Genomic DNA, 21,820 nt, shown 5'->3' with positions numbered 1-21,820 from the left:
GCGGGCCTCAGCGCACCAGCCGCTTCACCTTCCGCGCCGTGCGCACCGCCCGGCGGGCCGCGGGCAGCAGCCGCCGCGCCGCCGCGCCGGAGACCACGCCGCCGGGCAGTTCCAGCGCGGTGAGGCGGCGGCGGGTGATGTAGCGCAGGGTCTCCTCGCCCTGATGCGCCGAGAGCCACCGCACGACCGCAGGGCGCAGGCGCCGGTGGCGCTTGTCCTGCATGCAGTAGCCGACCGCCGTCAGCAGGGGGCCCAGCTCCGCCGCCGAGCGGCGGGGGGCCGCCTCGGCGCCGCCGGCGAGCGCGTCGACGTCCGGTACCACCGCGTCCACGATGGTGACCGGCACCCGGTTGCTGTTCTGGTACGGGCGCAGGCGCCGCAGCAGCAGCTCCGTCCCCGTGCGGGCGATCGGGATCCCGTACAGCCCGGCGGCCGTCAGCATCGCCGTCGAGAAGCAGCCGACGACCAGCCGGGGCGCCAGCTGCTCGTAGAGCGTCTCGGCGAGCATCGGCCGCTCCAGCGTGGTGAGCACCGCCCCCGCCTCCTCAGCCGCCCGCTCCAGGGCGCGCGAGTAGCTGGCGGGGGCGGTCGGGTGCGGCTTGAAGAGTACGGAGGTGTGGCCCGCCGCCGCGGCGCCGCGCACCATGCGCGCCAGCAGCTCCTCCTCCTCGGCCTGCGTGAGGATGCCCAGGGCCGCCAGGTACTGGCCCAGCACCACCGCCGTCGGTACGCCCCCGCGCGCGTCGCGGACCTCCACCGGCTCGGACAGCTCGTCCAGCACCTTGCGGAAGACCTCGGAGGGCACCAGCTCGGCCGGCACCCCGTACTCGGTGAGCAGCAGCGGCGCCAGCCCCGGCACCAGGTCGAGGTGGAGGAGGCGCCGCACCCGGCAGGCGATGTACTGCGGCAGCGGGTCGCGGGTCGGGCCGTAGCTCATCAGGCCGTCCGCGTAGACGTGCACCGAGGCGTCGCCGAAGATCATCGTCAGGGCCTTGGCGGGGGCCGCGGTGACGGACTCCACCACCAGCTCCAGCGGTCCGTCGCCCAGTCCCCAGCTCCTGCGCAGCATCCGCTGCCAGATCGGGGCGTCGTGCCCGGCGGGCGCCCAGGTGCCGGGGTGGTGCGGGGCGATCTCGCGGTTCCAGTCGACGACGTCGTCGAAGCGCGCCGCGAGTGCGGCGAAGCCCGCCATCTCCGGGAGCTGGACGGCGGTTTCGGGGATGGCCGCGTTGTTGGAGACGAGCAGGACGCGCAGCGTCGCCTCACGCGGGCCGAAGAGGCCGGCGTCCAGGGCCGCGGCGAGGGTGGCGGCCCCGTAGAGCGTGGAGACCTCGAAGACCTGCGCGCGGCGGTGGGTGTGGGGAGCGGTGGTACGTGACACGGGTCAGGCGGCCTTCCCGGCGAGCTTCGCGGCGCGTCGGGGCCGCATCCGGCGCAGCAGGCGGCTGCGCTCCTCGTCCATCCCGCGCAGGGTCTCCTCCAGTACGTCCTGGGGCATCCGCTCCAGCGCCTCGACGGACGCCTGCTTCAGGCGGCGTGCGGCGGCCGGCTCGTAGCGGTCGGCGTTGTTGGCGTGGAAGGCGAGGAGCGCGCAGTAGGTCCGTACCGCCTTGGGCAGGAAGCGCTCGGCCTCCGGGTCGGCGAGGACCGCCCGGAGCATGGCGTCGTGGGCCGGGATGAAGTCGAGCTGGCGGTCGTCGCGGATCTGGGTGAGGGAGGTCGTCACCCCGCGGCGGTAGAAGGTGCCCAGCAGGCCGGTGACGGCGAACGTCTCGGCGGTGAGGTGCAGTTGCCAGGTCCACAGCCGGTCCTCGGCCGTGCGCAGGTCGGGCGCGAAGCGCATGCGGCCGTCGGCGAAGAGGGCACTGCGGTAGATGCCGGCCCAGACGAAGGGGTAGTCGACCATCGTCTCCAGGTCCGCGGGCGCGATGCCGTCCCGGGCGCTGAGCGCGGTCTGCCGGATGCGGGCGGGGGCGCGTTTGACGGTCCGCTTGCGGCCGTTGACCTGGACGTGGTCGGTGCGTACGAAGTCGACGTCGAGCGACTCGGCGGCGTGCAGCAGGTCGTCCAGCTGGCCGGGGCCGTACCAGTCGTCGCCGTCCAGGAAGGTCAGGTAGTCGCCGCGGGCCGCGTCGATGCCGCTGTTGCGGGCGCGGGCGATGCCCTGGTTGGCGTCGTGCCGTACGAGGCGGGCGCCCGGCAGCTCGGCCGCCGCGCGGTCGAGGATCTCCCCCGTGCCGTCGGTGGAGGCGTCGTCGACCAGGATGAACTCCCGGTCGTCGGCCGCGTTGCGGGCGAGGGAGCGCAGGGTGTCGGGGGCGAAGTCCCGCACGTTGTGGAAAGGGACGATCACGGAGAGGCTGGGCGCATGGTGGGGCACCTCGGCACCCTAGCCAGGGCGCGGGGGTGCCGGATGTGCCTGAGGCGTCCGCCGGGTGAACACTGGGTGATGTCGGCCGCGCTCAGCCTTCGCACTGGCGCAGCATCGTCCGCTTGTCCGGGGGGGTCACCGGGAGGTCGTACTTCAGGGCGACCTGGGCGAAGCGGACCGCGTACGCGCATCTGACGCGGGTGTTCGGGGGGAGCCAGGAGGCCGGGCCCGAGTCGCTCTTGGCGGAGTTGGCGCGGCCCTGGACGGGAAGCAGGTTCAGGGGGTCGTTTGCTAGTTGGCGTTTTTTGGACTCCGGCCAGCGGGACGCGCCCAGTTGCCAGCTGTAGGAGAGCGGGATCACGTGGTCGATCTGGACCTCGGCCGCCTTCGTCTTCTTCCAGGCGATGTCCTTGCCGGTGTAAGGGTCGTGCAGCGTCATCGACACGACCACGCAGTCGGAGCCGGCTCGGAACCGGGCGTTTCGGCCATGGAGCTTCAGCAGGTCGTTCCGCGTGTCGCAGCCGTTCCCCGCCAGCGGGACGCCGTCCGCCGTGTCCATCCAGGCGTAGCCGAACTCGGCGCGCTCGTACCCGGTCTTGGGCCCCCGCCCCTTGGTGGCCAGCGTGGAGATCAGCTCGCGCGCCGCCCTCTCGTCCTCCGCGGAGGAGATCGGCGCCAGGCCCGGTTTCGTGCCCGCCGGGTTGGTCAGGGGGTTGGCGCCGGCGCCGGTGGCGGGGGTGTCCGCGGGGTCGGGGGAGGGGGAGCACGCGGCGAGGGTGAGGGTGGTCAGCAGGACTGCGGTCGCCGCTGCGGCGCGGTGGGTCATCGGCGTAACTCCCGTGCGTCGGGCGCCTGTCGGGGTACGGGCCACGGGCGGCGCCGAGTCGCAGGGGGCCCGTGTGGGGGAAGCGGGCCCCCTGCGGTCCACCACCCTACTGCCGGTCGCGGGGTGCTCGTGCGCCGGTCGCGGGTGGTAGCGCTTGCTGGTGGGGGCGGATGGGGGCTGGTGGGGGCTGGTGGGGGGCGGATGGGGGCAAGCCTGGCTAGGTTGACTCGGTTCACAGGCTCTGGTGTGATGTGTCTTGCCAACACGCCGTCGCGCTTCCGGGCAGTCCCGGCGTATCCCCGCAACCGAGGGACCACCCCCATGAAGCTCCAGCGACCCGCTCTGTCCGTCGCCCTCTGCGCCGTCGCCGTGCTCGGACCCGCCGCCTGCTCCGGCGGCGGGGAGGACGGGCCCTTCAGCGGGCTCTCCGGCGCGGAAGTCCTCGACAAGGCGCTGAAGACCACCAAGAGCGCCCGCTCGGTGACGATGGACCTGGACGTCACCTCCGACGCCAACCGCATCACCGGCAGGGTCTCCCTCGACCGCGACGCCCGCTGCAACGCCTCGCTCTCGCTGGCCGGTCAGGGCTCCGTCGACATCATCAAGGAGGGCAGGACCGTCTACCTGCGTTCCGATGAGGCCTTCGTGCGCGCCCAGAGCAAAGGTGACCCCAAGGAGCAGGTGGACGCCGTGGTCAAGGTGATGAAGGGCAAGTGGATCAAGAGTTCGGTCAGTGACGCCGACATCAGGGACCTGGCCGGACTCTGCGACCTGGACGAGCTGTTCAAGAACTTCGACGAGGACGAGGGCAGCGTCGAGCGCGGCCCCGTCACCGAGGCCGGCGGGGCGAAGGCGCTGACGCTCACCGGCAAGGGCGCGGACGGCTCCGACAACACCGCCCTCGTCGCCACCGAGGGCAGGCCCTACCTGCTGAAGCTGGCGCAGAAGGGCGGCGACGAGCCGAGCACGGTCGTCTTCGGCGACTACAACGAGGCTGTCGACGTGCGGGTGCCGGACAGGAAGGAGATCCTCGACTTGGAGGGCTGAGGGGGCGGGAGGCAGGGGCGTTCCCTCAACGGCCCCGTACGCGGGCAGGTCGGCCAGTGCCCGCCGGGCGCCGTCCGCCACGGGGTGCTGCGGGCCGTAGCGCTGCTGGACCTCGTGCAGGAGCGAGCCCAGCTCCGCCTGGGCGGCCGGGCGGTCGCCCAGGGAGAGCAGCAGGTGGGCGATGCGCAGGGCGGCAGCGTACCGAGCGGAGACGACACGCGGCCCCGGATCGCCCCCCGGGCAGGGCGGCCGTCCCCACCCCGCCCCGCTCACTCCTCCGCCAGCCCCAGCGTCCCGTCCGCCAGTCCGTCGTAGAGCCCCTGCGCCAGCAGCGCGCCCAGCCGCGAGGTCTCCCGCAGCGCCGCCTCGAAGGCGGCCAGCGACCTGAACTGCGCGCCGTAGACGCGCTGCCGCTCCAGCGGCAGCCGGGGCAGCTGCAGGCGCCGTACGTCCAGGCGGCCGGCGGCGGTGGCGTAGACGCCGGCCTGGCGGGCGTTGGCCGTACCGCGCAGGAAGCCGGCGACGAACCACGGGTCCAGCTCGCCGGCGGCCGGCCGCAGCAGCGCGAGCCGGGCGCCGAGCGCCGCGCCCGCCGTGGCGGCGTCCACGACGCGGGCGGTGCCATGGGGGCCGCTGGGGCCGCCCGCGCTGCTCAGCGGGACGACCACGTCGCCCTCGGCGAGCAGCACCGCCTCCTCGGGCTCGCCCTCGGGGAGCGTCCCGGAGGGCGCCGCCCCGTCGAGCACGTCCTGCACGGTGAGGACGGCTCCCGCACCGCCCGCGCCCGCCCCGCCCGTACGCACCGACAGGGCCCCCGCGCGCGCCAGTTCACCCACGGTCGTCCACGGCGGGGCGGCGGCGGGCGCGGCGGTGGGCGCCGGCGGGGTGCGCTCGGCGGCCAGGGCCAGGGTGCGGCCCAGGCGCTCGCGTACGGCGTCCAGCTCGGCCGGGGTGGTGCCGGCGGGGCCGCCGGGGGCGGGGGGGAGGCGGCGGGCGGGGGTGAGGTCGACGTCGTCGTCGAGGAGTTCCACCACCGGGCGCACGGCCCGGGTGCCGGGGCGCTCCGGCAGCTCGCCGGTGCGGTCGTACGCGCGCCAGGCGGCCAGGGTGTCGGCGGTGAGGGCGGCCCAGTCGATGCGCTCGCGGCCGGTGCCGTAGGTCTCCCCGGCGTCGACGAAGAGCAGGCCGCTGGGCGGGAGCGCCCCGGCCGGCGGGCGGCGCAGCACCCACAGGTGCAGCGGCACGCTGTGCGGCGGGGCGGCGCCCGGCGGGAGCGCGATCACGGCGCGCAGGGCGCCGCGGCGCAGCAGCTCGGCGCGGATGCGGCGCCCGGAGCGGCGGGAGGCGACGGCCGGGGGCATCAGGAGCACGGCGGTGCCGCCCTCGGTCAGCCGGGCCAACGCGTGCTGGACCCAGGCCAGTTCGGACTCGGTGCGGGCGGGCAGGCCGTAGCCGAAGCGGGGGTCGTAGGCCAGCTCGTCGTGGCCCCAGTTGCGCTCGTTGAACGGGGGGTGGCAGACCACCGCGTCGGCCGCCCGGCCGGCGAGGGCGTCGGCGCGCAGGGTGTCGGCGGCGGCGGTCCGTACCCGGCCGGGGGTGTGCAGGGCCAGGCGCAGGGCGGCCAGCGCGGCCAGGTCGGGGTCGGACTCCTGGGCCAGGCGCGGGCCGTCGCCGGGGGCGGCGAGCAGCAGGGTGGCGGCGCCGGCCGCCGGGTCCAGGACGGTGGCGGCGCGGTCGCCGGGCCCGGTCGGCCCCGGCGGCACGGCCAGTCCCGCGACCAGGACGGCCAGTTCGGGCGGGGTCAGGGTGTGCTGGCGGGGGTTGGTCTCCAGATAGCGCCCGAGGAGGAACTCGTAGGCGCCGCGTGCCTCCCCGAACTCCGCGGCGAGGTCGGCGGTGGCGCGCACCAGCTCCGAGTGCGGGGCGGCGGGGGGCAGGCGGACGGGGTGCTCCGGGCCGAGTCGCTCGGTCAGCACCTCGGCCAGGGCGCCGGCCAGGTGCGGCGCGGACTGCGCGTCTCGCGCGTTCTGCGCGTCCGCAGTGCTCTCAGTGCTCTCAGTGCCCGCAGGGCCCTTGAGTGCCGCCAACTCCAGCCACCGCGCCGGATGTTCGTGGACGAGCAGCAGCACGGCGCCCGCGAGGGCGAGGCCGGCGGGGGCGCCGCCGGGATGGCCGGCGACGAGCTGCCAGACGCGTTCGCGCTGCGGGACGCCGCCGATCTTGCCCTGGGCGCGCAGCCACGCCTCGACCTCGGCGAGGTCGAAGTGGGGGCTGGTCTCCGTCCCCCCCACCGGGCGCGGGAAGTCGGTGTGCCGGCGGCGCCAGTTGCTCACGGCGGCCCGCCCCACGCCCGCGAGCCGGGCGATACCGGCGGCGGTCACGGTGGTCGGAGCGGCCTGGGCGGGGGGCGTGCGGGAGGCGGCGTCGGGCATGCGGTCACCCTACGGTGTTGACACGGTTCACACCAGTACGGAGCGGTAGCCGGCCCCCGGCGGGACAGCGCGCGCAAAGCCCACGTGCGCGTTTCCCGCACCCCCCGATCCCCGCCACCCCCCGGCCATCAGCCGTTGCCGCCACGGCAACCTGCCCGTGGTGAAGGTGCCCTCATGACGATTCTCACCAGCGGCCCGGCCCGGCGCCTCCTGCGCCCGGTGGCCACGCTCATAGACCAGCGCATCGACCGCGCCCTGCGCCGCCACACCGCCGCCGCCCCGCACGAGGCCTCCACCCAGCCCGACCCGCAGGACGCGCGCTTCCGCCACGCCCTCGACCTGCTCCTGGGCAGCGAGGGCCGCGGACTCGCCCGTACCCCCACCGCGCACCAACTGGCCAGGCTGGCCGACCAGATCACCGAGACCACCGGCGCGCAGGCCGGCCACGCCCGGCGCAACACCGCGCAGGCGTTCCGCACCCTCGTCGCGCTGGAGGCGCTCGGCGTCGGCCGGATCGCCGGCGGCACCCTCAATATCTGCGGGAAGCTCGCCACCGTCCCGCTGCTGCGCCCGCCCAACGGCGAGGTGCTGGAGATCGGCACGCTCTACGGCCTCTTCGCCGCCGCCCTCACCCGCACCCTGCAGCGCTCCGGCCTGGCACCGGAGGTCACCATCGTCGACCCGCTCGCCGGCACCCAGCTCCAGCCGGACGCCGCCGCCGACCGCCCCGACCCCAGCGGGACCCCGGTGCGGCGGGCGGCCGTGCTGGAGAACCTGGCGCTGGCGGGCGCCGCCGGGCAGCGGGCCCGTATCCAGCCCGGCTTCTCGGAGGACCCCGAGGTGCGGGCGGCCGTCTCCGACCGCGCGTACGGCGTGATCATCATCGACGGCGACCACTCGCGCGACGGCGTCCTGGCCGACCTGCGGTGGGCGGAGGAGATCGCCGCACCGGGCGGCGTGGTCGTCCTGGACGACTACGGCGACCCCTCCTGGCCCGGCGTCGCGGAGGCCCTGGAGGTGCACCTCAAGGGCGAGAGCCGCTTCACCCTCCTCGGCCGGGTGGCCAACTCGGCCTTCCTGCGCGCTGATTCACCGCGGGCCGACTGAGAAGCACTCAGCCCAGGATCTTCTTCAGCCCCAGCCGCTGCCACAGCAGACTCAGCCCGAACGACCCGGCGATGCTCACCACCGTCAGTCCCGCGGTCAGTCCCCACGCTGCCGCGGGACCCGCGCCGGTGTCGACGAACGGCTCGGCGACCAGCTCGATGACGAGGATGTGGCAGAGGTACGCACCCAGCGCCGCGTTCGCCAGCCGCGAGACGTACGGGCGCACGCGCTCGGGGACGCGCAGCCGCACCAGCGCCAGGACCACCGAGGCGGTGAACAGCGCGCCCAGCAGCGAGGCGTTGGGCATCGCGTAGTGCACCTGCGTCTGGTAGTACAGCACCCCCGCCCCGCACAGCGCCGCCGCGCCCAGCCACGCCAGGCGCGCCCGCCGGCCGCCGACCGCGGTGCGGCGGCTGAGCAGGAAGGCGCCCATGACGGCGTAGACCATCGAGTAGACCCCGAAGCTCCAGGCGAACCTCGGCAGGTCCCAACCGGTGAGGCTGTGCAGGTCGTTGAAGAGGACCGGCCCCCCGGCGCAGAGCACCAGCACCGCGCCCAGCCGCCAGGGCCGCTGCCCGGCGCGCAGCAGCACCACGAAGGCCAGCAGCACGATGATCGGCAGGTAGGCGTACATGAACCAGAGGTGGTACGCCGGCCGCACGCTGCCGACCAGGGAGTCGACCGCCAGCTCGGCGACGGGCGCCTCGTTCGTGCCCCGCACGTGCGCCCAGAGCAGGTAGATGCCCGTCCACACGAACATCGGCACCAGCGTGGTGCGCAGCCGCCGCAGCATCCGGCCCTCGTCCTTGGGCGGCGCCCCGGAGAGCACCGCCCAGCCGGCGATGGCGAAGAACACCGGTACGGCGTAGGCCCCCAGCGCGTTGGCGGCCATCCCGGCCCAGTAGGCGGCCGGCCCGTTGTCCGCCGTGCGGCCCACGGCCTCGATGGACAGCGCGCCCACGTGCGAGAGGATCACCCCGGACGAGCCGAGCAGCCGGATCGCGTCGACGTCGTAGCGGTGGGGGCGGGCGGCGGCGGGGGCGTCCGCCGGTATCGCGGCGGGGGCGGTCCGCCGGACGGGGGTTTCGGTTGTGGTCACGCGGACACCTTCTGGTGACCCGGTGTACGTCCCGCTAACACCAGGAGAACTTGAGCCGGCCGTGTCGAAGGTGTAGTGCCGGGCGCCCCGGATCCCTAAGATCGTGATCCGGTTCACACACTCGTGAGCGCACACGCCCGGCAGCCCCCGCCCACGGAGGTCCCCATGCGCAACCCCGCCCCCCGTAAGACAGCCCGCGGCCTCGCCGTGCTGCTGGCCCTCGCCGGCGTGCCGCTGCTGAGCGCCTGCGGCGGCGGTACGGAGCATCCCGGCGCGGCGGCCACGCTGGACGGGGAGCGCATCACGGTGGCGCAGGTCCAGTCGCGGGTGACGGCCGTGCGCGAGGCGCAGCTCGCCGCGCCCAAGGGCGAGGCGCTGGTCGCCAAGACGCCCGAGCTGGCGCGCGGCATGCTCTACACGATGCTCTTCGAGCGCGTCCTGGACCGCGCGGCGGCCGACACGGGCGCCGGGCAGCCCAGCGCGGCGGAGACCGGGGCCGCGCGCACCGCGCTGGAGAAGCGCTTCGGCAGCGCGAAGGCGCTGGAGGCCGCCGCGCTGCAGGGCGGCGTCGCCCCCTCGCAGCTGGACGCCTTCGCCCGCCAGGACGCCCAGTTCGCCCGGCTGATGCGGACGTTCTCCGGCGACCAGCAGGCGCTGGGCGCCGCGCTGGAGAAGGCGGCCAGGGAGCTGGACATCGACGTCAACCCGCGCTTCGGCCGCTGGGACGCCCAGGCGCTGCGCAAGGGGACGCTGCAGGACGTCAGACTCCCGTGGCTGAAGCAGGCCGCCGCGCAGCCGGCCCAGGAGCGGCTTCCGCAGTGAGCCGCGGCCCCGGCACGGCGCCGGCGGGCGCCGTCGGTCCGAAGTCCCGGTGGAGCGCGCCCAGGTTCTCCCGCGTCAGCCGCCACAGCAGCTCCTGGCGGTCGTGTACGTCCGCGACCGCCGCCGCGTGGTCCGCCAGCAGCGCGCCCGCCCGCTCGGCGAGCAGCGCCCCGAGACGCGGCTCGTGGACGGAGATCCCCCACTCGGGGCGGTCGATGTCGGAGAGGAAGTAGCCCAGCTTCGGGTGGGAGACGAGGCTGAGGATGGGCGTACCGCAGCCGAAGGGGATCATCCCGGCGTGCCCGCGCATGCCGATGACCAGCTTCGTTCGGCGGAAGAGCGCGCGGACCTCCGTGTTGGAGCGGTCGTAGAGCGGGTCCACGGGCAGCGCGATGCCGTGCTCGCGGCGCAGGTCGTGGACGAAGCGCTCGTCGGCCGGGGTGTGCGGGGCGCAGCGGACCTCGGCCAGCCCGCCCAGCGCCCGTACCGCCTTGGCCATCTCCGCCAGGAAGTGCCCGTAGCCCTGGCCGAAGCGCAACGTGGCGCGGTCGTAGGCGCAGTTGATGTGCACCGTGTCCGTCCGCTCCCCGCTGCCCGGGTCGCTCCAGTCGGGGAGCAGCTTGCGGAAGACGGTGGTGGGGCAGGGCTGGTAGCGGACCTTCTCGCGCAGGTGGGGCGGGAGCAGCTCGCGGACCTTCTCGACGGAGCCGTGGTTGCGCAGGCCGAAGAAGGCGGCGCGCTCGGTGAGCGTGGCCAGGCTGCGCCGGAAGCGGGCGCGGCGCGGGGCGCCGTCCTGCTCGAACACCCCCTGTCCGTCGAAGACGTTGTAGCCGACCGCGAAGACGGCGAGCGGGACGGTGATGCGCTCCAGCAGCGCGTCGGGGATGTTCCACTGCCAGGCGCTGTGGCCGTTGGGCATGGTGTCGGGGAGGAAGAGGCCGCCGCCGCCCACGACCAGGCCCCGGCGGGCGTTGACCTCGGCCAGCGCCCGCTCGTCGAAGAGGCGGTGGACGGGGACGGGGTGCCAGCGGGCGGGGCCGGTGTCGGGGGCGCTGTCGGGGTGCACGCACAGGCGTACGGCCTCGGGGAGCAGCTTGTCGCCGGCGTTCTCCTGGCCGGTGGCGTAGAGCGCGGCGTGCGCGAACTGCTCGCCGGGGGAGGGGTGTTCGGGCTCCTCGGGCGGGTGCCCGCCGCCCGCCTCGCCGGTGAAGTAGGCGCGGCAGGCCCGGTTGACGGGCTCCGCGTCCAGTCCGTCCGCCGCGTACTCCCGCGCCGCCGCCTCCTCGCCGCGCAGCCAGGCGAGCCGGGCGAGCTGGCTGAACGCCTTGGGCGCCACCTCCGGCGAGGCGGTGGCCAGCAGCAGGTGCGTCTCGGCCTCGGCGTAGCGCGAGACGGCGACCAGCAGCGAGCCGAGCGTCTCGTGGAAGCGCGGCTGGTCGGCCCCGGCCCGCTCCAGCACGCCGCTCAGCGCCTCGACCGCCTCCTCGTAGCGCCCCTGCTCGCGCAGCGCCAGCGCGACGGTACGGGCCAGGTCCACGCTCGGGCGCTCCGTGAGCAGCGGCAGCCCCAAGTGCACGGTCAGCTCAGGGTGCTTGGCGCCCTTGAGGCGGAAGTACGCTGCCCGGAAGTCGGTGTCGGCCAGCGGCGGCGCGGGCGCCGGGGTGCGCTGGACGGCCAGCTCCGGGGCGAGCGTCCAGTGCGCCTCCAGCTCGACGAGGGTGTCGTAGCCCGACAGGTCCGCGTCCAGGGGGCGGCTGTGCAGGCGCGGGTGGAGCGGGCGGGCCGCGTCCAGGGCCGGCGGCGCCCCGGCGTGCAGGACGAGGAAGTCCTCGCACACCGCCGGGTTGGACAGCGCGAGGCTGCGCAGCAGCGCGGGGAGGGTCTCGTACCCCTGCGGGGCGTGGACGCGGCAGACGAAGGCGGTGCGGCGCTTGCGGGGCGGGGCGGGGTGCCGGGTGTCGTGCTGGACGGCGTGCTGGACGGGGTGCTGGGCGGGAGGGGTCATCGCAGGACGGTCCTGGTCTCCTTGAGGCGGTCCCGGTCGGCGGCGGTAAGCCGCTCGGAGCCGTACAGCCGCACGTGGGGGGTGGCGTCGAGGAAGTCGAGGAGCAGCGCCATCGTCACGGCCGGCGCCGCGGGGGCGCCCCCGGCCAGCAGCGCCGGGTCGGTGAGCGGGCGGCGCAGCGACTCGTCGCCCAGATAGCGCTGGGCGCCGGGGACGGCCGTGCGCAGCGCCTCGCGCCAGGCGGTGAGGTCCTCGCCGAGGATGATGCGGTACGCCACCGGCCGGTCCAGGCACTTGGTGCCCGCCGCGACCGTGGTGACATGCCCGTCGGCGCGCTCGTCGGCGCGGAAGCTGCCGCAGCGCAGGACGAGCGAGCCGTCCTCGGGCGGCGTGGGGCCGCCGGGGGCGACGAGGGCGACCGGGCGCCCCGCGAGCCGGTTGCGCAGATCGCCGGCGGAGAGCGGCGCGGTGCCGGCCAGCGCCGGATCGGCCATCCGGCCGTGCGCGACGATCAGCCGGTACGCCGCGTAGAGCCGCGCCAGGCGCCGCACCTCCGGGACCGCCGCGCCGTGCTCGCGCAGGGCGGCGGTGAGCCGGTCGGTGAAGGCGGCGTGCACCTCCTCGGGCGGCAGCTCCTCGTGTACGGCCGCCGCGAAGGCGCTGCCCGGCGCCAACTCGGCGGCCTCCAGCAGCAGTCGGCGCCTCTCCAGCAGCGCGGTGTACGCGGCGGCGGGATCACCCCGCGGCGTGAGGGCGCGATGGCGCTCGTACGCCTCGACCGCCTGCGTCGCCCGCCCCAGCGCCTCCAGCGCCCCGGCGCGCAGCCGCCAGGCGGCACGGGAGGCGCGCCGCCGCCCGAGGGCGCTGTCGGCCAGCTCCAGCGCCAGCGCGGGCTGCCCGCAGTCCAGCGCGGTACGCCCGGCGTGCAGCAGGGCGTCGAAGGCGGCGGACGCCGAGGATCCGGAGGGGGAGGCGCCGGCGGACGCGAACCGGGTGGCGAGGAGCTCACCCAGGGCGCGCGTCACGGCGGGCGGCGGGCTGGACGCGCGGGCCAGATAGGCGGCGCTCTCGGCGAGGCCGGGCGTGGGGGCAGGCCGCAGGGGCCACGGCGTTCTCATAGGGGCAGCACGATGCCGCGCCCCGGTGGCACGTCCGGGGACGGCAGGGGGGCCGAGCGGTGAACAGCGGATGAGCCTTGGGCGTACACCGGCACCCCGTACGCCAGGACCTACCCTCGTACCGTGAACGACAACGGGCGCATCGTGCTGCTGACCACCTCCCACCGGGTCGCCCCCGGGCTGCTCTCCTGGCCGGCCTGGGAGGTGCTGCGCGGCGCCGACCGGGTGCTGTGCGCCGAGCCGGGGCATCCGCAGCTGCCGTACCTGCGCGAGGCCGGGGTGGGGGTGGAGACCGGGGAGGTCCCCCCGGCCCGCGAGCTGGTCGAGGAGTGCCGCGACGGCGGGCGCACCGTCGTCGTCCTCACCTCCGCCGAGGGCGACGCGGCGCTCACCGACGGGCTGGCGCGCCTGGCCGGCTCCGGCCGCGAGGAGATGCCGGCGCTGGAGCTGCTGCCCGGCTCCTACGACCTGCCCGGCGCCCGGCTCATCGACCTGGTCCAGGTGATGGACCGCATCCGCCGCGACTGCCCGTGGAGCAGCGGCCAGACCAGCGAGGGCCTCGTCGCGTACGGCCTGGAGGAGGCGTACGAGCTGGTCGAGGCCATCGAGCTGGGCGACCGCGCGGCGCTGCGCGAGGAGTTGGGCGACGTACTGCTGCAGGTCCTCTTCCACTCCCGCATCGCCGAGGAGCACGAGGAGGAGCCCTTCTCCGTCGACGACGTGGCCGGCGCCCTCGTGGACAAGCTGATCCGCCGCCACCCGCACCTCTTCGGCGAGGAGAGCGCCCAGACCCCGCAGGAGGTCAAGGAGCACTGGCTGCGGGCGAAGGCGCGGGAGAAGGGCCGCGAGTCGGTCACCGAGGGCGTCCCGCTCGCCCAGCCCGCCCTCGCCCTCGCCGCGAAGCTGGCCTCGCGCGCCCGCGGCGCCGACCTGGACGTACCCCTGCCGCAGACCGCGGGCCTCGGCACCGAGCTGCTCGCCCTGGCGCTACGGGCCGAAGCGGCCGGCGTGGACCCGGAAACGGCCCTGCGCCAGGCGGCCCGCGCCTACCGCGACGCGATCCTGGCAGCGGAGAAGACGGCCCGTGACAGCGCCTGAGGGCCCCCGAAATCCGGACAGGACTCCGGACAGGACCTAGAACCGCACGGGCAGCTCCCGCAGCCCCCGCATGATGAGTCCGCCCCGCCAGCGCAATTCCGAGGGAGCCACGGCGAGTTGCAGGTCCGGGAGTCGGGTCAGGAGCGTACGGAGCCCTGTCTGTCCTTCCAGACGTGCGAGAGGGGCCCCCAGGCAGTAGTGGATGCCGTGCCCGTAGCCGAGGTGCTGGTTGTCGCGCCGCGTGAGGTCGAGCGTGTCCGGCTCCTCGAAGCGTGCCGGGTCCCGGTTGGCAGCGGCGAGCACGACGAGGACCGGATCGCCGACCGGAATGTCCTGCCCTCCGATGGTGAGACCCGTGGTCGCGTACCGCCAGGTCGCCAACTCCACCGGACCGTCGTAGCGGAGCAGCTCCTCGACTCCCGTTTCGAGAAGGCCGGTCTCTCCGGCCGCCAGGGACTCTCGAAACCGTGCGAGCCGCACTGGATTGCGGAGCAGCGTGTAGACGCTGTTGCCGAGGAGGTTGATGGTCGTCTCGAAACCAGCGAACAAGAGTACGAAACACATGGCTGTGGCCTCGTTCTCGGTGAGGTGATCGCCGTGGTCGGAGGCCTTGATGAGCCCGGAGATCAGGTCGTCGCCGAGGTTCTCCCGCTTCCGGTGGATCAGCTCGGCGAGGTAGGCGCGCATCTTCTTCACGGAGCGGGCCACCCCGCCACGGGGTCCTCCGCCGTGGCGGATCATCATGCCGGCCCAGTCGCGGAAGTCGTCCTGGTCCTCAGCCGGTACGCCCAGCAGGTCGCAGATGGCGTAGATGGGCAGCGGGAAGGCGAACTCGTGGATGAGGTCCGCGCTCCCCTTCTCCGCGAAGGAGTCGATGAGTTGGTCGGTGAGCTCCTGCACGCGTGGCGCGAACTCGGCGGTCCGTCGGGGGGTGAAGGCTTTCGACACGAGGCGCCGCAGCCGGGTGTGGTCGGGCGGGTCGATGTTGAGCAGGTGCGTCATGAGCCCGGCGCTGCGCTCGCCCGGGATGCCGGTCTTCCCGGGTTCGGCGTGGTGCACCGGGTTCTTGGACAGCCGCGGGTCGGCAAGGGCCTGGCGGGCGTCCGCGTACCGTGTCACGAGCCATGCCCCGACCCCACTGGGCAGTTTGGTCCGGTGTACCGGAGCGTGCTCGCGCAGCCAGGCGTACGTGGGGTACGGATCGGCGGCGAATTCCCAGCTGAAGAGGTCCGGTGGCTCGGGAGTTGATCGGTCATGCATGACTTCGACCGTATCCTGGCACTGACGATCGACCCATTTGGCCTTTGTTTCCTTTCTGCCGTTTTTCCCCTCGGGGTCCATTCGGCGGCGTACACTCCCCTAAAACGATCAAGACCCCCGCGCCGACAGCGCAGGGGCCTCAACCTGCCTCGCGGGTCTCTGACCACCCCGAGGTATGGCCACTCTGGAGGGAGTGACATGCCCATTGTGGCACGCTCGCGCCTGCATGCGGCAGCGCCGATCACCGTCGCCAGGTATCGACGAGTTTCGACAACGGATCAGCTCAACGGCTTCGGTCTCGAAGTCCAGGATGCCGTGTGCAACGACTGGCTCACCCGCAACCCCCAGGCAACCGTCTACGGCGACTACGTAGACCAAGCTGTGTCCGGAGCTCTCGAATCCCGACCCGGCATGGACCGCCTCGTCGCCGATGCCGATGAGGGCCGCTTCAACCGCATCCTCATCCCCTCCGTCGACCGCGTCGGCCGCACCATCCGCGCCGCGTACAACTGGGCGTGGCAGATGGGGGACATCGGCATCCACTTCATCTCGGTCAAAGAAGGCATCGACACCAGCGCCGATGGGGGCTGGCAGTCGTTCGCCCAGTACGTACGGCTCGCCGAGATGGAATGGCGCCGGATCAAGGAGCGAGTGGTCGCCGGTAAGGAATTCAAGATCGGCTACGGTGGCTGGCCCGGTGGCCCCGCCCCGTACGGCTACCGGATCGCGATCGACGAGAACGGCGGCATCGGACGCAGGAAGAAGATGTCCGTCCTCGTCTCCGACAACCGCGAAGCCATGACCCTCTCCATGGCGATCGGGTTCGTCGTCGACGACGGCATGAACTTCACTGAAGCCGCTGGGAAACTCAACAAATGCGGCTTCCTCACCCGAAGCGGCGTCCCCTGGACCGCTGCCAACCTGCGAAGCCGCCTTCACCACGAAAGCCTGCACGGCGGATACGTGCTCTACCGCAAGGCCAAGCGCGACAAGAGTCCCGGCACCACCCTTTGCGACGACGGAGTGCCGGTCCACAGTGACCAGGTCAGGATCGGAGTCCCCCGCATCGTCACCGCGGAGCGTGCTGAAGCCCTGGCGACAGCCATGTCCGAGATCGGCTTCCAGAACGGTCGTGGAAGAAACCGTGTCTACCCCCTCACCGGCCGTATCCAGGGACACTGCGGCCTTGTCTTCACTGGAAGCAACCAGGGTTCCGAAGCGAACCGTGGCTACCGGTGTCAGGGCCTCGTTCCGAAGAGGGACAAGGGGACCGGTCAGAAGGGCATGTCCTGCGCCGAACCGTACTTCAACGCCGACGAGATCGAGAAGGCCGTCTGGGATGAACTGGGGGCGCTCCTCAAGGACGAGGTCCACCTCCACGCCACGGTGAACGAGTGGGTGCTCAGCAGGTCCGGCGACAAGGCGAGGTATGCCGCGCGTGTGCAGGACTTGGAGCGCAAGATGGGCAGGCAGGAACTGCTGATCCTTACCGAAGTCCCGAAGTACCTCCAGGCCGGCATGGATCCCGCCGTTGCCGCTGCCGCTACGAGGAAACTCCGGGACGAACTCGGTGAGATGGAGGAGCAACGCAAGATCGCCAAGGAATGGCTGGACAACTACAAGGAGTCGGAGGGGCGGGCCCGCAACCTGGCTGCGCTCGTGACCGGCATCGAAGGCCGGTCTGGCGGCATGACGCTGGAGGAGATGAAGCAGGTCTTCGACATGTTCGACATCCGCGTCACCTTCGGTGACGTCACCCACCTTCAGAAGCCCGGCGTGCAGTGCCAGGTGACCGCCTGGCACTGGGACAACGGCATGCTCGTACCGCCGGACCCCACGGATGAGCAGTGGCAAGCGGTCGTCGCCGCAGTGAATCCTCTTCTCCCGGCCAAGCACTTCACGGGCAAGTACGACATCCGTGAGCAGTTCAAGGGGATGCTTTACCGCCTCCGCCACGGTCTGTCCTGGGCAGATATGCCCGACATCTGGGGATCAGTCGGCGCGGTGCGCGAGCGGCAGTTGACCTGGTGGAAACGGGGTGCGTGGTCGGTGGCCATGGAGGTGCTCAACGCCAAGGAGCGGGGCGTGCCCGCGTATAGGCGACCGACTCTCCCGCAGCTGTTCGTGACCGGCCGATTCAGGGGCGGTATCGCACCCTGATAGGGCGCTTCGCCGCCACGGGACTGGAGTTGGGCGGGCGGCAGGGTGTGCGGCGGCCTCATCATGCGCGGACTGCGCACCCTGCCGGTGGAGTTCACACCGCTCGGCCGCCTGTAAAGGGGGCGGCCGCGTCAACCCCTTGTGGCGGGACGGGGGACATTCCGTGATGTACGCGTTATCCGGGGGCCATCGACTTGTGATCCGGCACGCAACACGGCTATGTTCACCGCCAACTCTCGAAACGTACGGTTGAACGAAAGGCATACGCATGCTCACCGGGAACGGTCGTCACCGTCGCCCCCGACAGGCGCCCGCCTTCGTCGTGACCGCCGGCGTCACCAGCGCCGTCGCCCTGCCGCTGCTGGCCGCCGCCGGCAGCGCCGCCTTCGCGGCCGACGGCAAGACCTGGGACAAGGTCGCCCAGTGCGAGAGCGACGCCCTCTGGAGCGCCAACACCGGCAACGGCTACTACGGCGGCCTGCAGCTGACCCGCGAGCAGTGGGACGAGCACGGCGGCCGCGACTACGCCGACCGCCCCGACTACGCCAGCCGCGGCCAGCAGATCGCCGTCGGCGAGCAGATCCTCAACGCGGAGGGCCCCGACGCCTTCCCGCGCTGCGCCGACCTCGGCGGACTGCGCCAGGACGCCGGGAACCCGGAGATCGACCCGGGCCGGGACTACCCCGACTACGCCCGCCAGGACACCAGGGCCCGCGAGCACACGGCGGAGCCCGGGAGCGGCGACGAGGCGTTCACCGACGGCGGCGGCAGGCACCGCGGTCCGGAGTCCGCCGAGGGCCGCGGCGAGCAGGGCAACGGCAGCGGCAAGGGCAGGCACCGCGGTACGCCGGACAACGCGCCCGTCGAGTTCGACGGGACGATCGGCGCCCCCACGCTGCCCACCCCCGCGGACGTCCTCGACCCGCTGATCGACCCCCTGATCGACCCCCTGGCCGGCGAGCTGCCGACCGCCGCGCCCGCCGACCCCGGCGCCCCGGCCGCACAGGCCCCGGGCCGATCGGGTGAAAAGCGCGTCAAGAACCGCGCGGACAGCGTCCTGCCCACCCCCGCCGACACCCTCGGCCAGCTGATCGACGAGGCGCAGAGCGCCACGGCGGAGTCCATCCCCGCTGGTCAGTCCGGTCTGCTGGGCCAGTGGTGAGCACCGGCCGCGAGCGCTAGCCCGCACCGGGCACTGTGGGGCGTACGAACGAAAAGCGGGCCGCCGGGTTTACCGGCGGCCCGCTTCCCGTCGTACGGCCGCACCTTCGCCCGGCCCGGTGTCCACCTGCGCTTTGCGTGCCCACGGCGGCCGGACCGCGTCCCCGGGGCCCCGATCGGCGACCCGGCGACGCGAGCTGACGTATCGTCCGAAATCTTTGAACACGGGATGTTTGTGTGCTTACCGTCGCCTCGCTCGCCAACGGCGGGCACCGGTGATCGCCTCGCCGAATCCTGTCGGCGTTCACCGGACACCTGCGCAAGCGCACCGCGGACAGGAACGGGGGACCCAGGTAAGTGCCGGGAGCGGTCCGCCGTCGGCGGACCCGACCGGCTTGGGGTGAAGCCGTGTGGGAGCACACGCGGCCGGGCACTCACCAGTCCCGAACCCGACAGCTCACCTCGTAGGCGTCGGTGAGAAGTGAATGTCATGCAGCATTCGGATCTTCCTGCCGCGGACAGCACGACCAGCGCGACCCAGCGGATCGCGCTGCTCCTCGGGGCGGCAGTGGCCCTCCCCCTCGTGGGCGCCGCCCCGGCCGCGGCCGCCCCGATCGACACCTGGGAGAAGGTCGCCCGGTGCGAGTCGGGCGGCAACTGGGCGATCAACACCGGCAACGGCTACTTCGGCGGGGTGCAGTTCTCCCGGTCCAGCTGGGCCGCCGCCGGCGGCCACCGCTACGCCTCGCGTGCCGACCTGGCCTCCAAGCACGAGCAGATCGCCGTCGCCGAGCGGCTGCTGCGGATGCAGGGCCCCGGCGCCTGGCCCAACTGCGGCCCGCGCGCCGGACTCAGCCGCGGCTCCGCGGCGCCCGAGACGGCCGCCGAGCGGGCCCGTGTCCGCCAGGCACCCCCGGCGACCGCGGCACCCTCGAAGGGGTCTTCGAACGGATCGGCCCAGGCGGACGCCAAGCGCGGCTCGCGCACGGTCTACCGGGCGATGTACGTCGTGCGCCCCGGCGACACCCTGCACACCGTCGCCCGCAAGCACGGCGTGGACGGCGGCTGGGCGGAGGTCTACGCCGCCAACTCCGAGACGGTGGGCGGCAATCCGAACCTCATCCGCCCCGGCCAGCGGCTGAAGATCACCTGACGGATCCGCAGCAGCCCGTACGGGGCGGCCGGGAGGGGACTCCCGGCCGCCCCGCGGTCCGCGGGCGCACATCCTTCGCGACCCACGAGCGCGCACCCGCGCCGTGCGGCCCGCACACCGCTCCCTCCACGGTTGATCGACCGGCAACCCGTTAGGCTCGGTCCCGCACCAGTCCTGTGCCGGCACCGCACCCGCGCCGCCGGCCATCCTTTCGAAGGAGAAACCGTGCCGTCGATCGACGTCGTCGTAGCCCGCGAGATCCTGGACTCCCGAGGCAACCCCACGGTCGAGGTCGAGGTCGGCCTCGACGACGGCAGCACCGGCCGTGCCGCCGTCCCCTCCGGCGCCTCCACCGGCGCCTTCGAGGCCATCGAACTGCGCGACGGCGACATGTCGCGCTACGGCGGCAAGGGCGTGGAGAAGGCCGTCCTCGCCGTCATCGAGCAGATCGGCCCGGAGCTGGTGGGCTACGACGCCACCGAGCAGCGGCTGATCGACCAGGCGATGTTCGACCTGGACGCCACCGAGGACAAGTCCTCGCTCGGCGCCAACGCCATCCTCGGCGTCTCCCTCGCCGTGGCGCACGCCGCCTCCGAGGCCTCCGACCTGCCGCTCTTCCGCTACCTGGGCGGCCCCAACGCGCACGTGCTGCCCGTGCCGATGATGAACATCCTCAACGGCGGCAGCCACGCGGACTCCAACGTCGACATCCAGGAGTTCATGATCGCCCCGATCGGCGCGGAGACCTTCTCCGAGGCCGTGCGCTGGGGCGCGGAGGTCTACCACACCCTCAAGGGGGTCCTGAAGGAGCGCGGCCTGTCCACCGGCCTGGGCGACGAGGGCGGCTTCGCGCCCGACCTCGCCTCCAACCGCGAGGCGCTCGACCTCATCGTCGAGGCCATCGAGAAGGCCGGCTACGTCCCCGGCCAGGACATCGCGCTGGCCCTGGACGTCGCCGCCTCCGAGTTCCACAAGGACGGCACGTACGTCTTCGAGGGCAAGGAGCGCACCGCCGCGGAGATGATCGACTACTACGCCGACCTGGTCGACTCGTACCCGATGGTCTCCATCGAGGACCCGCTGAACGAGGAGGACTGGGAGGGCTGGAAGGCCATCACCGAGCGCCTCGGCGACAAGGTCCAGCTCGTCGGCGACGACCTGTTCGTCACCAACCCCGAGCGCCTGGGCCGCGGCATCGCGGAGGGCGCGGGCAACGCGCTGCTGGTGAAGGTCAACCAGATCGGCTCGCTGTCGGAGACCCTCGACGCGGTCGAGCTGGCCCAGCGCAACGGCTTCAAGTGCATGATGTCCCACCGCTCCGGCGAGACCGAGGACGTCACCATCGCCGACCTGGCCGTCGCCACCAACTGCGGCCAGATCAAGACCGGCGCCCCGGCCCGCTCCGAGCGCGTCGCGAAGTACAACCAGCTGCTGCGCATCGAGGAGATCCTCGACGACGCCGCCGTCTACGCGGGCCGCGGCGCCTTCCCGCGCTTCGGCCGGTAGCCACTGCGGTACGTCCGACGGCCGCCCCTTCGCCGGGGGCGGCCGTCGGCGTACGGGGGCCCGTACGCGCCCCATCTCCCGGGCGCCCGGCGCGCTTTGCCGTCTTGCCGGCGCACGAATCTGCGCCGTGCGCCTCGGGCAGGTGTGCGGCGCATTACGGTAGGGGCGATGCCACCCAAGGATCGGTTCTCCACCACCACCCGGCTGCGGCTGCTCGGCGAGCAGGCCGTCGTGCGGGCGTCCGAGCGCGTCTACCGCGCCCGCCCCGTGCGGCGCAGCAGGCTCACCGGCCGGGCGGCCCTCCTCGCACTGGTCCTGTGCGCGCTGATCGTCGCGCTGGCGTACCCGATGCGGCAGTACGTGTCCCAGCGCGCGGAGATCGCCGACCAGCGCACGGAGAAGGAGCGCTCGGCGGCCCGGGTGGAGCGCCTGCGCGACGAGAAGGCCCGCTGGCAGGACGAGGAGTACCTCCGCCGCCAGGCCCGCGAGCGCCTCCACTACGTCACCCCCGGCGAGACCTCGTACACGGTCCGGGACGGCTCGGCGGACGCGGAACGCGACCGCGACGGTGACGGGGCGGCGGACCGCCCCTGGTACGACAACCTCCTCGACGGCGTGGACACAGCGGACCGGTAGCGACGCCCGGCAGGCTCTG

The 21,820-nt window shown here is 73.5% G+C and carries 16 protein-coding genes, 1 pseudogene and 1 riboswitch; of the genes and pseudogenes, 9 read left to right on the top strand and 8 right to left on the bottom strand.

The features are described 5' to 3' along the window. Positions 1-7 precede the first annotated feature (7 nt). The 3 genes from ACFQLX_RS21635 to ACFQLX_RS21625 form a co-directional block, all read right to left on the bottom strand. Complete coding sequence (locus tag ACFQLX_RS21635; RefSeq protein WP_386417622.1) at positions 8-1,381, bottom strand: polysialyltransferase family glycosyltransferase; 1,374 nt, start codon at positions 1,379-1,381, stop codon at positions 8-10. A gap of 3 nt (positions 1,382-1,384) precedes the next feature. After that, positions 1,385-2,380 carry a glycosyltransferase family 2 protein gene (locus tag ACFQLX_RS21630; RefSeq protein ID WP_386417620.1) on the bottom strand — a complete coding sequence of 332 codons (996 nt, stop codon included), beginning with the start codon at positions 2,378-2,380 and terminating at the stop codon, positions 1,385-1,387. A gap of 82 nt (positions 2,381-2,462) precedes the next feature. Next, positions 2,463-3,197, bottom strand: coding sequence for an HNH endonuclease family protein (locus ACFQLX_RS21625; RefSeq protein ID WP_386417618.1), 735 nt, complete (start codon positions 3,195-3,197; stop codon positions 2,463-2,465). Positions 3,198-3,518: 321 nt separating this feature from the next. On the opposite strand from ACFQLX_RS21625, the gene ACFQLX_RS21620 reads away from it, so the two are divergent. Continuing rightward, positions 3,519-4,244, top strand: coding sequence for a hypothetical protein (locus ACFQLX_RS21620; RefSeq protein WP_386417617.1), 726 nt, complete (start codon positions 3,519-3,521; stop codon positions 4,242-4,244). Positions 4,245-4,513: 269 nt separating this feature from the next. Here ACFQLX_RS21620 and ACFQLX_RS21615 read toward each other — a convergent pair whose 3' ends face one another. Next, a complete protein-coding gene (locus ACFQLX_RS21615) occupies positions 4,514-6,676 on the bottom strand; it encodes an N-6 DNA methylase (RefSeq protein WP_386417613.1) in 2,163 nt (720 codons plus the stop codon). Positions 6,677-6,850: 174 nt separating this feature from the next. Between ACFQLX_RS21615 and ACFQLX_RS21610 the strand changes: the two genes are divergently transcribed. Then, positions 6,851-7,783 carry a class I SAM-dependent methyltransferase gene (locus tag ACFQLX_RS21610; RefSeq protein ID WP_386417612.1) on the top strand — a complete coding sequence of 311 codons (933 nt, stop codon included), beginning with the start codon at positions 6,851-6,853 and terminating at the stop codon, positions 7,781-7,783. A 7-nt stretch (positions 7,784-7,790) separates the two neighbouring features. On the opposite strand, the gene ACFQLX_RS21605 is transcribed toward ACFQLX_RS21610, so the two are convergent. Continuing rightward, positions 7,791-8,882, bottom strand: a complete 1,092-nt coding sequence (locus ACFQLX_RS21605; protein ID WP_386417610.1) for an acyltransferase — start codon at positions 8,880-8,882, stop codon at positions 7,791-7,793. 165 nt (positions 8,883-9,047) lie between these two features. Between ACFQLX_RS21605 and ACFQLX_RS21600 the strand changes: the two genes are divergently transcribed. Then, the gene (locus ACFQLX_RS21600) at positions 9,048-9,704 is read left to right on the top strand and encodes a SurA N-terminal domain-containing protein (protein WP_386417608.1); all 657 of its coding nucleotides are present in this window, start codon (positions 9,048-9,050) and stop codon (positions 9,702-9,704) included. Here ACFQLX_RS21600 and ACFQLX_RS21595 read toward each other — a convergent pair. Both ACFQLX_RS21595 and ACFQLX_RS21590 read right to left on the bottom strand, forming a co-directional pair. Beyond that, positions 9,643-11,709, bottom strand: coding sequence for a polysaccharide pyruvyl transferase family protein (locus ACFQLX_RS21595; protein WP_386417607.1), 2,067 nt, complete (start codon positions 11,707-11,709; stop codon positions 9,643-9,645). The genes ACFQLX_RS21600 and ACFQLX_RS21595 overlap by 62 nt on opposite strands. Next, the gene (locus ACFQLX_RS21590; RefSeq protein WP_386417605.1) at positions 11,706-12,827 is read right to left on the bottom strand and encodes a hypothetical protein; all 1,122 of its coding nucleotides are present in this window, start codon (positions 12,825-12,827) and stop codon (positions 11,706-11,708) included. The genes ACFQLX_RS21595 and ACFQLX_RS21590 overlap by 4 nt, the downstream gene beginning before the upstream one ends. 75 nt (positions 12,828-12,902) lie before the next feature. Here ACFQLX_RS21590 and ACFQLX_RS21585 point away from each other — a divergent pair. Further along, positions 12,903-13,925 (top strand): annotated as a pseudogene (locus tag ACFQLX_RS21585) (nucleoside triphosphate pyrophosphohydrolase); the annotation flags it as partial. A gap of 36 nt (positions 13,926-13,961) precedes the next feature. On the opposite strand, the gene ACFQLX_RS21580 reads toward ACFQLX_RS21585, so the two are convergent. Beyond that, the gene (locus ACFQLX_RS21580) at positions 13,962-15,185 is read right to left on the bottom strand and encodes a cytochrome P450 family protein (protein WP_386417632.1); all 1,224 of its coding nucleotides are present in this window, start codon (positions 15,183-15,185) and stop codon (positions 13,962-13,964) included. 198 nt (positions 15,186-15,383) lie between these two features. On the opposite strand from ACFQLX_RS21580, the gene ACFQLX_RS21575 reads away from it, so the two are divergent. The 5 genes from ACFQLX_RS21575 to ACFQLX_RS21555 all read left to right on the top strand — a co-directional run bounded on the left by ACFQLX_RS21575 (position 15,384) and on the right by ACFQLX_RS21555 (position 21,801). Further along, positions 15,384-17,345, top strand: coding sequence for a recombinase family protein (locus ACFQLX_RS21575; protein WP_386417603.1), 1,962 nt, complete (start codon positions 15,384-15,386; stop codon positions 17,343-17,345). A gap of 322 nt (positions 17,346-17,667) precedes the next feature. Further along, positions 17,668-18,507, top strand: a complete 840-nt coding sequence (locus ACFQLX_RS21570; RefSeq protein ID WP_386417601.1) for a transglycosylase family protein — start codon at positions 17,668-17,670, stop codon at positions 18,505-18,507. Positions 18,508-18,854: 347 nt separating this feature from the next. Continuing rightward, positions 18,855-18,992, top strand: a riboswitch (cyclic di-AMP (ydaO/yuaA leader). Between the two features lie 4 nt (positions 18,993-18,996). Beyond that, complete coding sequence (locus ACFQLX_RS21565; protein WP_386417599.1) at positions 18,997-19,659, top strand: transglycosylase family protein; 663 nt, start codon at positions 18,997-18,999, stop codon at positions 19,657-19,659. 225 nt (positions 19,660-19,884) lie between these two features. Beyond that, the gene (gene eno / locus ACFQLX_RS21560; RefSeq protein WP_386417597.1) at positions 19,885-21,165 is read left to right on the top strand and encodes a phosphopyruvate hydratase; all 1,281 of its coding nucleotides are present in this window, start codon (positions 19,885-19,887) and stop codon (positions 21,163-21,165) included. Positions 21,166-21,333: 168 nt separating this feature from the next. Continuing rightward, positions 21,334-21,801: an FtsB family cell division protein gene (locus tag ACFQLX_RS21555; protein ID WP_386417595.1), complete on the top strand. Its 468-nt coding sequence runs from the start codon at positions 21,334-21,336 to the stop codon at positions 21,799-21,801. Positions 21,802-21,820 lie beyond the last annotated feature (19 nt).

It is taken from the genome of Streptomyces polyrhachis (genome assembly GCF_042663125.1).
GTDB lineage: Bacteria > Actinomycetota > Actinomycetes > Streptomycetales > Streptomycetaceae > Streptomyces > Streptomyces polyrhachii.
Note: the sequence above shows the minus strand (reverse complement) of the source record. Positions and strands in the feature narration are given on the sequence as shown.

What these genes read in the sequence shown, in the direction of transcription:
- ACFQLX_RS21610 (WP_386417612.1), top strand. Translation starts at nt 6,851, where the DNA reads ATGACGATTCTCACCAGCGGCCCGGCCCGGCGCCTCCTGCGCCCGGTG.
- ACFQLX_RS21575 (WP_386417603.1), top strand. Translation starts at nt 15,384, where the DNA reads ATGCCCATTGTGGCACGCTCGCGCCTGCATGCGGCAGCGCCGATCACC.
- ACFQLX_RS21565 (WP_386417599.1), top strand. Translation starts at nt 18,997, where the DNA reads ATGCAGCATTCGGATCTTCCTGCCGCGGACAGCACGACCAGCGCGACC.
- ACFQLX_RS21595 (WP_386417607.1), bottom strand. Translation starts at nt 11,709, where the DNA reads ATGACCCCTCCCGCCCAGCACCCCGTCCAGCACGCCGTCCAGCACGAC.
- ACFQLX_RS21580 (WP_386417632.1), bottom strand. Translation starts at nt 15,185, where the DNA reads ATGCATGACCGATCAACTCCCGAGCCACCGGACCTCTTCAGCTGGGAA.
- ACFQLX_RS21600 (WP_386417608.1), top strand. Translation starts at nt 9,048, where the DNA reads ATGCGCAACCCCGCCCCCCGTAAGACAGCCCGCGGCCTCGCCGTGCTG.
- ACFQLX_RS21555 (WP_386417595.1), top strand. Translation starts at nt 21,334, where the DNA reads ATGCCACCCAAGGATCGGTTCTCCACCACCACCCGGCTGCGGCTGCTC.
- ACFQLX_RS21590 (WP_386417605.1), bottom strand. Translation starts at nt 12,827, where the DNA reads ATGAGAACGCCGTGGCCCCTGCGGCCTGCCCCCACGCCCGGCCTCGCC.
- ACFQLX_RS21620 (WP_386417617.1), top strand. Translation starts at nt 3,519, where the DNA reads ATGAAGCTCCAGCGACCCGCTCTGTCCGTCGCCCTCTGCGCCGTCGCC.
- ACFQLX_RS21615 (WP_386417613.1), bottom strand. Translation starts at nt 6,676, where the DNA reads ATGCCCGACGCCGCCTCCCGCACGCCCCCCGCCCAGGCCGCTCCGACC.
- ACFQLX_RS21625 (WP_386417618.1), bottom strand. Translation starts at nt 3,197, where the DNA reads ATGACCCACCGCGCCGCAGCGGCGACCGCAGTCCTGCTGACCACCCTC.